Below are 15,117 nucleotides of genomic sequence, written 5' to 3' on the forward strand. Positions count from 1 at the left end.
GGTCCAGGGCGGCACCATGCCAGCCCATGCGACCTTGATGATCGTGTCAGTCGCGCCATGGGCGCGACCGAGGGCGTCGTTAGCGCCCGCCTTTGCGAGCTTTGCGGGCCTGATAGCGCGCATCGCGCGCTGCCTTGCGTTCTTCCTCGGTCAATTCCGGCTTGATCGCAGCGGCGGCGGCTTCCGCCTCCAGACGCGCGCGTTCCACCTTGGCAGCGCGCTCTTCTTCGCGGGCCAGCTTGGCCAGTCGGCGCTTTTCCTGTTCGGCAGCAGCCTTGGCTTCTGCCGCGGCGGCGCGTTCGGCAGCCAGCACCGGATCGACCGGGGGCTTGGCGCGCAGCTTGGCAAGCGCTTTGTCTCGTGCCTGTGTGGCGAGCGCCCTGCGTTCCTGAAAATCGGGTTCCTTATATTTCAGCATTCGTTCTAATCTGTCCTGCATTGCGCATGATATGAGAGGGACGCGCGACCATTCGCACGTCCCGGCTTTGTGAGGCGCGATGGGGGACAAGAGGAGAAGCCGAAGGCAGTCCGATATCCGTCAAAAGGCGACGTAAGCAAAATTCATATAGCAGCTGTTGCGGCAAAAGGGAAGGTGCGGGCCAAAGCGGCTCTGTGGCCCCAGCGTGGTGGCGTCCCTTAACCCCTTCACAAAGGGCAAAGCCTGTCCTATATGCGCCGTTAGAAATCCGGTTCAGGCAGGCTTTGCGGCGTGTCAGGAACCGTCTCCCGAATCGTCCGGGGTACAGGGTCGCATTGCGCACGATCACTGGCAGTATGGGGCGTATTTGGCGGGTTACAAGACGCTGGCAGTGCGGTTCGGACAGTCCCGACCCGCACTTTTTTGCGTGGATGCAGGGGTGCGAATCACCCCTTTGCCATCCGCGTCAGGGCTGAATTTTCGCTGCGATGCGGAAAATACGCGACGAACGAAGGCAAGGACAACGCATGGCGACCAAGGCTCCCTCCATCAGCAACACCGGCGCGAAGAAGCGCATCAGAAAGGTGTTCGGCGACATCCACGAAGTGGTGCAGATGCCGAACCTGATCGAGGTTCAGCGCGAAAGCTATGAGCAGTTCCTGCGGTCCGATCCGTCGATCGGCTATGTATCGGGCCTGGAAAAGACGCTGCGCAGCGTGTTCCCGATCCGCGATTTCGCCGGCACCGCCGAAATGGATTTCGTCCATTACGAGCTGGAAGACCCGAAATACGACACCGAGGAATGCCGTCAGCGCGGCATCACCTATGCAGCGCCGATGCGCGTTACCCTGCGCCTGATCGTGTTTGAAGTGGATCAGGACACCGAGACCCGTTCGGTTCTGGATATCAAGGAGCAGGACGTCTATATGGGCGACATGCCCCTGATGACGGGCAACGGCACCTTCATCGTCAATGGCACCGAGCGCGTCATCGTGTCCCAGATGCACCGTTCGCCGGGCGTCCTGTTCGACCATGACCGTGGCAAGACCCATTCGTCGGGCAAATATCTGTTCGCCGCGCGCGTCATTCCCTATCGCGGTTCATGGTTGGACTTCGAGTTCGACGCCAAGGACATCGTCAACGTCCGTATCGACCGCAAGCGCAAGCTGCCGGTCACCGCGTTGCTCTATGCGCTGGGCCTGACCGCCGAAGAAATTCTGGGTCATTTCTACAATAAGGTGACCTTCGTTCGCAGCGAAGGCGGCTGGCAGATTCCCTATCTGGCCGAAGCCTGGCGCGGCCTGAAGCCTGCCTTCGACATCGTCGATGGCAATTCGGGCGAAGTCGTGTTCGCCGCCGGTCACAAGATCAGCCCCCGCGCCGCCAACAAGGCGGAAAAGGACGGCCTGACCACGCTGCTGATCCCGACCGAGGAAGTCTATGGCCGCTACAGCGCCTACGACCTGATCAACGAAACCACCGGCGAGATTTACATCGAAGCCGGTGACGAGGTTTCGCCGGAAAATCTGGAGAAGCTGGACAAGGCGGGCATCGACCGCCTCGAACTGCTCGACATCGACCATGTCGGCACCGGTCCGTGGATCCGCAACACGTTGAAGGCCGACAAGGCCGAAGAGCGCGACCAGGCATTGAGCGATATCTATCGCGTCATGCGCCCCGGTGAGCCGCCGACGAAGGAAACCGCCGAATCGCTGTTTGCGGGCCTGTTCTTCGACCCTGAGCGCTACGACCTGTCGGCCGTGGGCCGCGTGAAGCTGAACATGCGTCTCGACCTGGACGCCGAGGACACGGTGACGACGCTGCGGACCGAGGACATCCTCGCCGTGGTCAAGGAACTGGTGAACCTGAAGGACGGCAAGGGCGAAATCGACGATATCGACAATCTGGGCAACCGTCGCGTCCGTTCGGTCGGCGAATTGCTGGAAAACCAGTATCGCGTCGGGCTGCTGCGCATGGAGCGCGCCGTCAAGGAGCGTATGTCGAGCGTCGACGTATCGACCGTGATGCCCAACGACCTGATCAACGCGAAGCCCGCCGTGGCTGCCGTGCGTGAATTTTTCGGCAGCTCGCAGCTGTCGCAGTTCATGGATCAGACCAACCCCTTGTCGGAAGTCACCCACAAGCGCCGCGTGTCGGCGCTTGGGCCGGGCGGTCTGACGCGCGAACGTGCGGGTTTTGAAGTCCGCGACGTTCACCCGACCCATTATGGCCGTATCTGCCCGATTGAAACGCCGGAAGGCCCGAACATCGGTCTGATCAACTCGCTGGCCACGTTCAGCCGGGTGAACAAATATGGCTTCATCGAAACGCCCTATCGCAAGGTCATCGACCATAAGGTGACGGACGAGGTCGTGTATCTCTCCGCCATGGAAGAGGCCAAGCACACGATCGCGCAGGCCAACGCCGAAGTCGATGCCGACGGCCATTTCGTCGAGGATCTCATCTCCAGCCGCGAAGCCGGCGAGTTCCTGATGGCGCCGCGCGACCACATCACCCTGATGGACGTCAGCCCCAAGCAGCTGGTGTCGGTCGCCGCGTCGCTCATTCCGTTCCTGGAAAACGATGACGCCAACCGCGCGCTGATGGGATCGAACATGCAGCGTCAGGCCGTGCCTCTGGTACGCGCCGAAGCACCGTTCGTCGGCACCGGCATGGAAGGCACGGTCGCCCGTGACTCCGGCGCGGCGGTCGCGTCCAAGCGGGCGGGCATCGTCGATCAGGTCGATGCGACCCGTATCGTCATCCGCGCCACCGGTGACATTGCGCCGGGCCAGTCGGGCGTGGACATCTACACGCTCCAGAAGTTCCAGCGCTCCAACCAGGACACCTGCATCAACCAGCGTCCGCTGGTGAAGGTCGGCGACCTCATTGAAGCGGGCGACGTCATTGCCGACGGTCCCTCGACCGAATTTGGCGAGCTGGCGCTGGGCCGGAACACGCTCGTCGCGTTCATGCCCTGGAACGGCTACAACTATGAGGATAGTATCCTCATCAGCGAACGCATCGTGAAGGATGACGTGTTCACCTCGATCCATATCGAGGAGTTCGAGGTCATGGCGCGCGACACCAAGCTTGGGCCAGAGGATATCACCCGCGATATCCCCAATGTCGGCGAGGAAGCGCTGCGCAACCTCGATGAGGCGGGCATCGTCTATATCGGCGCCGAAGTGGAGCCGGGCGACATCCTGTGCGGCAAGATCACCCCCAAGGGTGAATCGCCGATGACCCCGGAAGAAAAGCTGCTCCGCGCGATCTTCGGTGAAAAGGCGTCCGACGTGCGCGACACGTCGCTGCGCCTGCCGCCGGGCGTTGCCGGGACCGTCGTTGAAGTGCGCGTATTCAACCGCCACGGCATCGACAAGGACGAGCGCGCCATGGCGATCGAGCGGGAGGAAATCGATCGCCTGGCCAAGGATCGCGAGGACGAACGCGCCATTCTGAACCGCGCGACCTTCAACCGGTTGCAGGAAATGCTGACGGGTCAGATCGCCACCGCCGCGCCCAAGGGCGTGCGCAAGGGCGTCGAGATCGACGAAGCCCTGCTGGGTGAAGTCGAGCGTCATGAATGGTGGAAATTCGCGGTGGCGGACGATGTCCGTCAGGCGGGCATCGAAGCCGTCAAGGCGCAATATGACGAAGCGGTGAAGATCATCGTCGACAAGTTCGAGGATCGCGTCGACAAGCTGCAGCGTGGCGACGAACTGCCGCCGGGCGTGCTGAAGATGGTCAAGGTGTTCGTCGCGGTGAAGCGCAAGCTGCAACCGGGCGACAAGATGGCCGGCCGTCACGGTAACAAGGGCGTCATTTCGCGCATCCTGCCCGTCGAGGACATGCCGTTCCTGGAAGATGGCACCCATGTCGACATCGTGCTGAACCCGCTGGGCGTGCCGTCGCGCATGAATGTCGGGCAGATCTTTGAAACGCATCTGGGCTGGGCGGCCCGTGGCCTTGGCCAGCAGCTCAAGCACGCGCTGGAGGACTGGCGCGAGGCCAATCCGAACCCGTCGGCGGGCGACATGCCCGACGCGGTCAAGGAACGGCTGCTGACCTCTTATGGTCCGCGCTACGCCGAGCAGATCGAAGGCCGCACGCCGGAGCAGATCATCGATCTGGCCGAACATCTCCAGCGGGGCATCCCGATGGCGACGCCGGTGTTCGACGGCGCGCGGGAAGCGGACGTGTCGGCGATGCTGTCGCTGGCGGGTCTGCACACTTCGGGGCAGAGCGACCTGTTCGACGGCCGCACCGGCGACAAGTTCGACCGCAAGGTCACGGTCGGCATCATCTATATGTTGAAGCTGCATCACCTTGTCGACGACAAGATCCATGCCCGTTCGATCGGTCCCTACTCGCTCGTCACGCAGCAGCCGCTGGGTGGTAAGGCGCAGTTCGGTGGCCAGCGCTTCGGGGAAATGGAGGTCTGGGCGCTCCAGGCCTATGGTGCCGCCTATACGTTGCAGGAAATGCTGACGGTGAAATCCGATGACGTGGTCGGCCGCACCAAAGTCTATGAAGCGATCGTCAAGGGCGACGATACGTTTGAAGCGGGTATCCCCGAAAGCTTCAACGTTCTCGTCAAGGAAATGCGCTCGCTGGGTCTGAACGTGGAGCTGAACACGCTCGACGAGATTCCAGAGGACGAAGGCGGCTTCGCGGCAGCGGCGGAATAAGGGTTTCAGGCCCAAGCCTAGCGCAAGACATCCCCTCCCCTAACCCCTCCCGCAAGCGGGAGGGGAACTGAGGAAAAAGAATATGAACGAACTGACCAACTTCGCCAATCCGGTCGCCAAGACCGAGACTTTCGACCAGATCCAGATCGGCCTTGCCTCGCCTGAGCGCATCCGCAGCTGGTCCTTCGGCGAGATCAAGAAGCCCGAAACCATCAACTATCGCACGTTCAAGCCGGAACGTGACGGCCTGTTCTGCGCGCGCATCTTTGGCCCGATCAAGGATTATGAATGCCTGTGCGGCAAGTATAAGCGCATGAAATATAAGGGCATCGTCTGCGAGAAGTGCGGTGTCGAAGTCACGGTGAGCAAGGTGCGCCGTGAGCGCATGGGCCATATCGAGCTGGCCGCGCCGGTTGCGCATATCTGGTTCCTGAAGTCGCTGCCCTCGCGCATCGGCCTGCTGCTCGACATGCAGTTGAAGCAGCTGGAGCGCGTCCTTTATTTCGAGAGCTATATCGTCATCGAGCCGGGCCTGACCCCGCTTGAGAAATATCAGCTGCTCAATGAGGACGAACTGCTCGACGCGCAGGACGAATATGGCGAGGACGCCTTCTCCGCCGGGATCGGCGCCGAAGCGGTCAAGCAGATGCTGATGGACCTCGACCTGGAAGGCGAAAAGCAGGTTCTGCTGGAAGAGCTGGCGACGACCAAGTCGGAGCTGAAGCCCAAGAAGATCATCAAGCGCCTGAAGGTCGTCGAAAGCTTCATCGATTCGGGCAACCGCCCCGAATGGATGATCCTGGACGTCGTTCCCGTCATCCCGCCAGAACTGCGCCCGCTGGTGCCGCTGGATGGTGGCCGGTTCGCGACGTCGGATCTGAACGACCTGTATCGCCGCGTCATCAACCGCAACAACCGCTTGAAGCGGCTGATGGAACTGCGCGCGCCGGACATCATCGTCCGCAACGAAAAGCGCATGTTGCAGGAAGCCGTCGACGCCCTGTTCGACAATGGCCGTCGTGGCCGCGTCATCACCGGCGCGAACAAGCGTCCGCTCAAGTCGCTGTCCGACATGCTCAAGGGCAAGCAGGGCCGCTTCCGCCAGAACCTGCTCGGCAAGCGCGTCGACTATTCCGGCCGTTCGGTCATCGTGACCGGTCCTGAGCTGAAGCTGCACCAGTGCGGCCTGCCCAAGAAGATGGCGCTCGAACTGTTCAAGCCGTTCATCTACGCGCGTCTGGATGCCAAGGGTCTGTCCATGACCCTGAAGCAGGCCAAGAAGTGGGTCGAGAAGGAGCGCAAGGAAGTCTGGGACATTCTGGACGAGGTGATCCGCGAGCATCCCGTGATGCTGAACCGCGCGCCGACGCTTCACCGTCTGGGCATCCAGGCGTTTGAGCCTGTGCTGATCGAGGGCAAGGCGATCCAGCTTCACCCGCTGGTCTGCTCGGCCTTCAACGCCGACTTCGATGGCGATCAGATGGCCGTCCACGTTCCGCTGAGCCTTGAGGCTCAGCTGGAAGCGCGCGTGCTGATGATGTCGACCAACAACATCCTGTCGCCCGCGAACGGCAAGCCGATCATCGTGCCGTCGCAGGACATGGTGCTGGGCATCTATTATCTGTCGATGGAACGCGAAGGCGAGCCCGGCGAAGGCATGTTGCTGAGCGACATGCAGGAAGTGCATCAGGCGCTGTTCACCAAGTCGGTGACGCTGCACAGCAAGATCATCAGCCGCGTGCCGCAGACCGACGAGGCAGGCAACAGCTACCTCAAGCGGTATGAAACCACGCCGGGCCGCATGTTGCTGGGCGAATGTCTGCCACAGAACCACAAGGTTCCGTTCGATGTCGTCAACCGCCTGCTGACCAAGAAGGATGTCGGCGACGTGATCGACGAGGTCTATCGTCACACCGGCCAGAAGGACACGGTGCTGTTTGCCGACGCCATCATGGCGCTGGGCTTCCGCCATGCATTCCAGGCGGGCATCTCGTTCGGCAAGGACGACATGGTCATCCCCGACAGCAAGGTGACCCTGGTTGACGAGACCAAGGCGCTGGTGGCCGATTATGAGCAGCAATATCAGGACGGCCTGATCACCCAGCAGGAAAAATACAATAAGGTGATCGACGCCTGGTCGGGTTGCGGCGATCGCGTCGCCAACGCGATGATGGACGAGATCCGCGCCCAGCCCAAGGACCCGCAGACCGGCCGCCTGGCGCAGATCAACTCGATCTACATGATGGCCCACTCCGGTGCGCGTGGTTCGCAGGCACAGATGAAGCAGCTTGCGGGGATGCGCGGCCTGATGGCCAAGCCGTCGGGCGAGATCATCGAAACGCCGATCATCTCCAACTTCAAGGAAGGCCTGACCGTCCTTGAATATTTCAACTCCACCCACGGCGCCCGCAAGGGTCTGGCCGACACCGCGCTCAAGACGGCGAATTCGGGCTACCTGACCCGCCGTCTGGTCGATGTGTCGCAGGATTGCACGATCGTCGAGGAAGATTGCGGCACCGACCGCGCGCTGGAGATGAAGGCGATCGTCCAGGGCGGTTCGACCATCGCCTCGCTGGGCGAACGCATCCTGGGCCGCACCACGGCGCAGGACATTGTCGACAGCAAGGACGGCACCGTCATCATCCCGATCGGCACATTGCTGGACGAACCGATGATCGCCAAGATCGAGGCGATCGGCACGCAGGCCGTGAAGATCCGCAGCCCCCTGATCTGCGAAAGCAAGATGGGCGTGTGCGGCAAATGCTATGGCCGTGACCTTGCCCGTGGTACGCCGGTCAATATCGGTGAAGCGGTCGGCGTCATCGCGGCGCAGTCGATCGGTGAGCCTGGCACCCAGCTGACGATGCGGACCTTCCACATCGGTGGTGCGGCGCAGCTCAATGAAACGTCGAACCTGGAAGCGATTGCCGACGGGACGCTGGAGCTGCGTGACATGCCGACGATCACGGACAGCCGTGGACGCCGCCTGTCGCTCGCCCGCAACGGCGAACTGGCGATCATCGACAATGAAGGCCGTGAGCGCGCGGTGCATCGCCTGCCTTATGGTGCGACCATTCTCTTTGAGAATAACGCCACAGTGAAGCAGGGCGACCGGATCGCCGAATGGGATCCGTTCACCATGCCGGTGATCACCGAACGTCCGGGCATCGTCAAATATGTCGACCTGATCGACAGCAAGACGCTGACCGAGCAGACCGACGAAGCGACCGGCATTTCGCAGCGCGTCGTCACCGAGCATCGCGGTTCCAGCCGCACCAAGGAGGATCTGCGTCCGCGCCTGACCCTGCTGGACGATGGTTCGGGCGAAGCGGCCCGCTACATGCTGGCCGTGGGCGCGATGCTCTCGGTCGAGGATGGCCAGACGGTGCAGGCCGGTGACGTGCTGGCGCGTGTCAGCCGCGAAGCTGCCAAGACCCGCGACATCACGGGCGGTCTGCCGCGCGTGGCCGAGCTGTTCGAGGCGCGCAAGCCCAAGGACAACGCCATCATCGCCAAGGTGTCCGGCCGCGTCCAGTTCCTCAAGGACTATAAGGCGAAGCGCAAGATCGCCATCAATCCTGAGGATGGCGGCGAGCCGGTCGAATATCTGATCCCCAAGAGCAAGGTGATCGACGTTCAGGAAGGCGACTATGTCAAGCGCGGCGACAATCTGATCGGCGGTTCGCCCGATCCGCACGACATCTTGGAAGTTCTCGGCATCGAGCCGCTGGCCGAATATCTGGTCGCGGAAATCCAGGAAGTCTATCGCTTGCAGGGCGTGAAGATCAACGACAAGCATATCGAGACGATCGTTCGTCAGATGCTGCAAAAGGTCGAGATCATCGAGTCCGGCGACACCACCTTGCTGGTGGGCGAGCAGGTCGATCGCGAGGAAATGGACGAGATCAATGCCAAGCTGGCACCGGGCTTCCTGCCTGCTGCCGGCAAGCCGGTGCTGCTCGGCATCACCAAGGCCTCGCTCCAGACCCGTTCGTTCATCTCGGCGGCATCCTTCCAGGAAACCACCCGCGTCCTCACCGAAGCGGCGGTTCAGGGCAAGAAGGACACGCTGGTTGGCCTGAAGGAAAATGTCATCGTCGGCCGACTGATCCCGGCAGGCACGGGCGCGGGCATGAACCGCCTGCGCGTCGCCGCCTCCTCGCGGGACGCAGCGATGCGCGCCGCGCTGCGGGCGTCGAGCCAGGTCGACCTGATCGCGCCAGCCAGCGCGGCAGCCGAACATGCCGCCGAACTGCGCCAGGGACCGGAGGCCGCGATTGGCGACGATCCGCTGGGCGCGGTGCAGGGTGAAGATTTCACCACGCAGGACATGGACTGACACTTTGAAAACACGGGGGCCGGTTCCTATATAGGGATCGGCGCCCAGGCTCGTTGCCCCTGACCGGGCAACGCAAATGCCCGCCGGATGCGTTTGACGCGCCGGCGGGCTTTTCTTTTCGGGCCATGCTTTGGCCTAAAAATGCTCTTGACCTGCCCCCTGCCCCCGCCTATCTGCGGCCTCCCAAGCGCATGGCGCTAAGGATTGATGCCCGATCCTCTAATGGTAAGAGAGCGGACTCTGACTCCGTCAATCAAGGTTCGAGTCCTTGTCGGGCATCCATTTCCCTACTGATGTGATTTTCCGCCCCGCTCATTTGCCTGATGGCTTCATGTGTCATCGTGCGGGTAATGTTCCTTCATGCGGCGATTGGCTTCGGACAGTTCGATTTCGCCGATCAGCAGCGCCGCGTCGCCGGTGGTGAAGCCGCTGGTGGCGTCGATGATGCCGCTCTGACTGAAACGGCCAATAAAATTCTCGAACCGATCAAGGGCTGCGCGGACGTCGCTGGTCATGCCTGTCTCTCCCGTCATGCAATGTCGGGATAGAGCATATACGGCGCGCCAGACTTTGCCAGCCTATCGCATCATTCCCAAAGCAACCGCTTCTGCCACCTTGATACCGTCGATCGCGGCCGACAGGATGCCGCCCGCATAGCCCGCGCCCTCCCCTGCCGGATAGAGGCCCGCGACGTTGAGGCTCTGAAAGTCCTTGCCGCGGGTGATGCGGATGGGGGAGGATGTGCGGGTTTCCACGCCGGTCATCACCGCATCCGGGTGGTCATAATGGCTGATCTGGCGGCCGAAGGCTGGCAGTGCCTCGCGGATGGCGTCGATCACATAATCGGGCAGGCAGCGCGACAGGTCGGTGGGGGTCACGCCCGGCTTGTAGGAGGGGACGACCTCTCCCAGCGCGGTCGAGGCGCGGCCTGCCATGAAGTCGCCCACGGTCTGCCCCGGTGCCCAGTAGGAGGAGCCGCCTGCGATAAAGGCGGCCGATTCCCAACGGCGTTGCAGTTCGATCCCCGCCAGCGGTCCTTCGGGATAGTCGCGCGCGGGGTCGATGCCGACGACGAGTCCGCTATTGGCGTTGAATTCGGCGCGGCTATATTGGCTCATGCCGTTGGTGACGACGCGCCCTTCTTCCGACGTGGCGGCGACGACGCGGCCGCCGGGACACATGCAAAAGCTGTAGACGGTGCGGCCATTGGCGCAGTGATGGGCGAGGCTATAGGAGGCCGCACCCAGATCCGGGTGGCCTGCGCATTGGCCATAGCGGGCGCGATCGACCCAGCTTTGCGGATGTTCGATCCGTACGCCAATCGAGAAGGGCTTGGCTTCGATATGGACGCCGCGACTGTGCAGCATCTCGAAAGTCGGGCGGGCACTGTGCCCGACAGCGAGTATGACATGGTCCGCTTCGAGGAAGCTGCCGTCCTGCATATGGAGGCCGCGCAGCCTTTGGGTGCCGTCACCCGCTGGCTCCAGCGCGATGTCGTCAACGCGGGTCTGCCAGCGATATTCGCCGCCCAGCGCCTCGATCTGGCGGCGCATGGATTCCACCATGGTGACGAGGCGGAAGGTGCCGATATGGGGATGGGCTTCCCACAATATGTCGTCGGGCGCACCCGCCGCGACAAATTCCTCCAGCACCTTGCGGCCAAGAAAGCGCGGGTCCTTGACCCGGCAATAGAGTTTGCCGTCGGAGAAAGTGCCCGCCCCGCCCTCGCCAAACTGGACGTTGGAGTCGGGGTTCAATTCCGCGCGACGCCACAGACCCCATGTGTCCTTGGTCCGTTCCCGCACAACCTTGCCGCGATCCAGAATGATCGGGCGGAAGCCCATCTGTGCGAGGATGAGGCCCGCGAACAGCCCGCATGGTCCCGCGCCGATAACCACCGGGCGAAGGGCCGGGCCGCCTTCAGGGGCGCGGGTGACGAATGTGTAGCGGGAGTCGGGTGTGGGGCGTATGTCCTTGTCGCCGGGAAAGCGGGCGAGGATGGCGGCTTCGTCAGTGACGGCCAGGTCGAACGTATAGACAAGCCGGATCGCGCTGCGACGGCGTGCGTCATTGCCGCGCCGGACGAGGCTGTGCGACAGAAGATCGGACGCGGCGATGCCCAGCCGGGCGCAGATGGCGGCGGGGATCGCCTCAACAGGGTGGTCGAGCGGGAGTTGCAGGCCGGAAAGACGGATCATGGTTGGCCCATAGTCCCTCTCCGGGCCAAACGAAAGCTATGTCAGGCGGACCGGCCCATGATCCATTCGCCGAGTAGCGCCGCCGCCATGCTGAGGCCCGTCAACGGGAACAGCAGGCCGATCAGCAACATCAGCCCGGCGACCATGCGTCGAGCCGCCGGGGAGGCGGCGGGTGGCGTGGTGAGCCGTCCCTGTTGCCGCCGTTTCCACCAGAGCAGCGGTGCGGTCAGGCAGAGCAGCAGCAGGCACAGGCACCCCGCCAGCATCAGCAGCCGGTTGACCTCTCCATATTGCTGGCCCTGATGGGTGGCGATGCCCCATTCGACCGCCTGCGCGCCGGGACCGAACATGCGCCAGTCCATATCCTGCACCACCGCGCCGGACGCCGCATCGATGGTGATGGCGCGGGCGTCCTGTGCCTTTGTGACGATGGATGCCGCCAGATAGGGTGCGCCGGGGGTAGCGGGCAGAATCAGCTGGACGCCGCCCATGCCGCGCGCGGTGGCGATGCGCAGGGCTTCATCGACGCCGATGTCGCCTGCCCCGCCCGCTGCCCCGCCGCCTTCGCGCAGGGTCCAGGGCAGCGCGTCCTTTGCCGGCGCGCTCCATGGGATCACCGCCATTTTGGGTCGCCCCCAGTCATTGGCCGCGACAACCGCGCGCAACCCGCCACCCCACACGTCCGTCCATGGCATCCCGGTGACGGCCAGGAACAGGATCACCCCGGACGACAGGAAGCCCAGCGTGCCGTGCAGGTCGCGCCAGAAGAGGCGACCCGATGCCCGCCCCCGGATCGCCAGCGCAGGCTGGCCGCGCCGGGGCCAGCGCAGATAGAGACCGGTGACACAGAGCAGGATCGCCCAGCCCGCGACCACCTCCACCAGCCGGTTGCCGACCGGGCCGGTCAGCGCCAGGCTGTGCAGATCCTTGACGGTTTTCATGATGCCGCCACCGCGCATGACGCCCAGAACGCGGCCATCGCGTGGATCGACGAAATGGATGGTGGACGGGCCGCCTTCCACCTTCGTCATCACCCGCCAGCTTTCAGCGGTGCTTGCGGGACGGACGATCTGGGTCGCCTGCGCGCCGGCCCCCTGCCCCACCGCCGCGATCAGGCGCGATGGCGGGAGGGTCGTGGCCTTCGACGTGTCGGCGACATGCACCGGATAGAGCAGCGCCTCTATCTCCGGCTTGTAGAGATAGAGCGCACCTGTCACGGCCATCAGAGCCAATATCGGCAGGACGATCAGCCCGGCATAGAAATGCCAGCGCCACATTGCCCGGTAAAAGCCTGTATCGTTCATCGTCCTGCCCCCGGATCAGAAACGCGCGCGCACGCCGCCATAAATGGCGCGGCGTTCGAGCGGGTAGAAGGCGACGCTGCCTTCGTCTGCCGCCGTTGCCGCGACGTCGGGCGTGTAGCGGACCAGCGCGCTGATGTCGCCGATCGCGCGCTTTTGCGTCAGATTGCGCGCGTCGAGGAACAGGGTGACGCCATCTTGCACTGTCGCCTTTGCGCCAAGGTTGAGCAGCGCGTAGCTGCCGACCCGCTTGCTGTTGACATAGTCGACCCACGCCCCCTGCGGTAGCCATTCGACCGAGGGGGAGATGCTGAGCCTGTCGGTGCCCAGTCTGAATTCGGCGCGGTAGAAATGGCGCGGCACCACGGGCAGGCGATTGTCGCCATAGATAGCGTCATTGCGGAAGCGGAAATCGCTATATTGATAGACCTGCCGCAGCGATGCCCAGGGGGTGAAGGCGAGTTCCAGACCAGCCTCGACGCCCTGATGCCGGGTCTTGTCCGCGTTGAAGGTCGCAGCCGGGATGACGCCTGCGATCACGCTAAATTGCAGTATCTCGCCCCTGATGTCGGCACGGTAGAGGCTGACGTCCCAGGACGCGATGCCGATGCGGCCCCGCGTGCCGATTTCTGCCGTCCATGCCTTTTGCGGGCCGACCGGGGTGAAGCCGGGCGCGCCGCCTGCGGGTGTCTGGCTGAGTTCACTATAGCCCGGCAGTTCTACGGAGCGGTTGTAATTGGCGTAGAATTGCAGTGCTTCATTGGGTTGATAAAGCAGACCGATCTTGGGCGCGAAGGCGTCGAAACGGGCGTCGCCGCTGCGCTGCGGGGCGAAGCGATTGTCGATCCGCCGTTCGCCATGGGTGTAGAGGCCGCCCGCGATCAGCCACAGGCCGGGCGTCGGCGCGACCCGGACTTCGCCATAGCTGGTGATGGTCTGTGCGCGCACCCTGGCATAGGCGGTCGGCGCGCCGGATTGGCCCGCGACATTGACGAACTGGCGCGCCGTCCCCTTGCCGAAGCGCGCCTGACTGCCGAACGTGACTTCGACCGGCACGCCGCCGAGATTGCGCGCCAGGGCGAGGCTGGCGAACAGGCCGCGATCCTCTGACTTCTGGTCGATGACCTGATAGATCGGATGGAAGAGTTGCTTGGCGCTGTAATGGACGCCGACCGTCAGTTGCCCGCCATCCAGCTGGAGCGTGGTGCGGTTTTGCAGGCGGATCGAATCTATGTCGCGCGCCTGATCGCCGGTGAAATTGCCCTTGGCCGGATCGGTCAGGACCGATTTTTCGCTGAGCGATCCTGACAGTTTCTGGCGGATGGTCTGGACGCGGGCGTAGAAGCGGGTTTCGATCCTGTCGCTGACCTTCAGGCCGACATTCCCGTTGAAGCGATAGGATGTGCGCCTGCCATGATCGCGGTCGCCATCCGAACGGTCGCTGGTGATCGCGGCGAAGGCGTCGCCTGTTTCGTCGGCATAGCCATAGGCGACCTTGGTGCGGACAGTGTCGAAACTGCCGCCATCGACGCGCAGTTCGACGCCCGGCGCACTGCGCCCGGTCGGGGTCACCGCGTTGATGGCGCCGCCCAGCGTCGATCCGCCCAAACGCAGGGCATTGCCGCCGCGATAGACCTCGATATGCTGAAAGACTTGCGGGTCGAGCTCCTGAAAATCGCCATTGTCGTCGGCCATGTTGATCGGGATGCCGTCCTGCAACAGGGTAAGGCCGCGCATGTGGAAGCCGCGCGAGAGGCCAGAGCCGCGAATCGATATGCGGACCTCCTGCCCAAAACGCGGCTGGGTATAGGCGCCCGGCGAGAAAGTGAGCGCATCGCGCAGGGAGACCGCCAACTTGTCCTCGAAATCCTGCGCGCCAACGACGTCGACACCGCCGGGGGTGCGCTGGACGCGGGCGGCGGCATCTTCGACCAGCGCGCGGGCGGTGACGATGATGCGGCTCTGGTCGGCGGCTTCGTCGGCGAAGGCGGGGATGGTGGACAGGGCAAATGCGAGCGCGCAGAGCGAGGCGCTGCGTATGGCATGGATATGACGCATTATGTGTACCCTATTGATATAATGTATTTTATGACGGATTTGTCAGAAATTGGGCCGGACAAATAACGTCCTCCCCTTGCAGGGGAGGTGGCTGGCCGCAGGCCAGACGGAG

The 15,117-nt window shown here is 63.2% G+C and carries 7 protein-coding genes and 1 tRNA gene; 3 read left to right on the plus strand and 5 right to left on the minus strand.

Features of this window, described 5'->3' with window-relative positions; translation table 11 throughout:
* Positions 1 to 79: 79 nt before the first annotated feature.
* On the minus strand, positions 80 to 418 hold the full coding sequence (locus EBBID32_RS03170; RefSeq protein ID WP_006950615.1) for a DUF6481 family protein: 339 nt from the start codon (positions 416 to 418) through the stop codon (positions 80 to 82).
* Between the two features lie 527 nt (positions 419 to 945).
* On the opposite strand from EBBID32_RS03170, the gene rpoB reads away from it, so the two are divergent.
* From rpoB to EBBID32_RS03185, 3 genes are all read left to right on the plus strand, one after another.
* Positions 946 to 5,109 (plus strand): DNA-directed RNA polymerase subunit beta, encoded by a 4,164-nt coding sequence (gene rpoB / locus EBBID32_RS03175; protein ID WP_006950619.1) that lies wholly within the window; start codon positions 946 to 948, stop codon positions 5,107 to 5,109.
* Between the two features lie 82 nt (positions 5,110 to 5,191).
* A complete protein-coding gene (gene rpoC / locus EBBID32_RS03180) occupies positions 5,192 to 9,448 on the plus strand; it encodes a DNA-directed RNA polymerase subunit beta' (protein ID WP_006950621.1) in 4,257 nt (1,418 codons plus the stop codon).
* A gap of 208 nt (positions 9,449 to 9,656) precedes the next feature.
* Positions 9,657 to 9,730, plus strand: a tRNA-Gln gene (locus tag EBBID32_RS03185).
* Between the two features lie 47 nt (positions 9,731 to 9,777).
* On the opposite strand, the gene EBBID32_RS03190 is transcribed toward EBBID32_RS03185, so the two are convergent.
* The 4 genes from EBBID32_RS03190 to EBBID32_RS03205 all read right to left on the minus strand — a co-directional run bounded on the left by EBBID32_RS03190 (position 9,778) and on the right by EBBID32_RS03205 (position 15,005).
* Positions 9,778 to 9,963, minus strand: coding sequence for a hypothetical protein (locus tag EBBID32_RS03190; protein WP_006950623.1), 186 nt, complete (start codon positions 9,961 to 9,963; stop codon positions 9,778 to 9,780).
* 63 nt (positions 9,964 to 10,026) lie between these two features.
* Positions 10,027 to 11,646 (minus strand): NAD(P)/FAD-dependent oxidoreductase, encoded by a 1,620-nt coding sequence (locus EBBID32_RS03195; RefSeq protein WP_006950629.1) that lies wholly within the window; start codon positions 11,644 to 11,646, stop codon positions 10,027 to 10,029.
* A gap of 41 nt (positions 11,647 to 11,687) precedes the next feature.
* Positions 11,688 to 12,950, minus strand: coding sequence for a PepSY-associated TM helix domain-containing protein (locus EBBID32_RS03200; protein ID WP_037488463.1), 1,263 nt, complete (start codon positions 12,948 to 12,950; stop codon positions 11,688 to 11,690).
* 15 nt (positions 12,951 to 12,965) lie between these two features.
* Entirely contained in the window at positions 12,966 to 15,005 is a 2,040-nt protein-coding gene (locus EBBID32_RS03205) for a TonB-dependent receptor family protein (protein WP_006950632.1), read from the minus strand.
* Positions 15,006 to 15,117 lie beyond the last annotated feature (112 nt).

Origin of the sequence: Sphingobium indicum BiD32 (genome assembly GCF_000382885.1) — a bacterium.
GTDB classification, from domain to species: Bacteria; Pseudomonadota; Alphaproteobacteria; order Sphingomonadales; family Sphingomonadaceae; genus Sphingobium; species Sphingobium japonicum_C.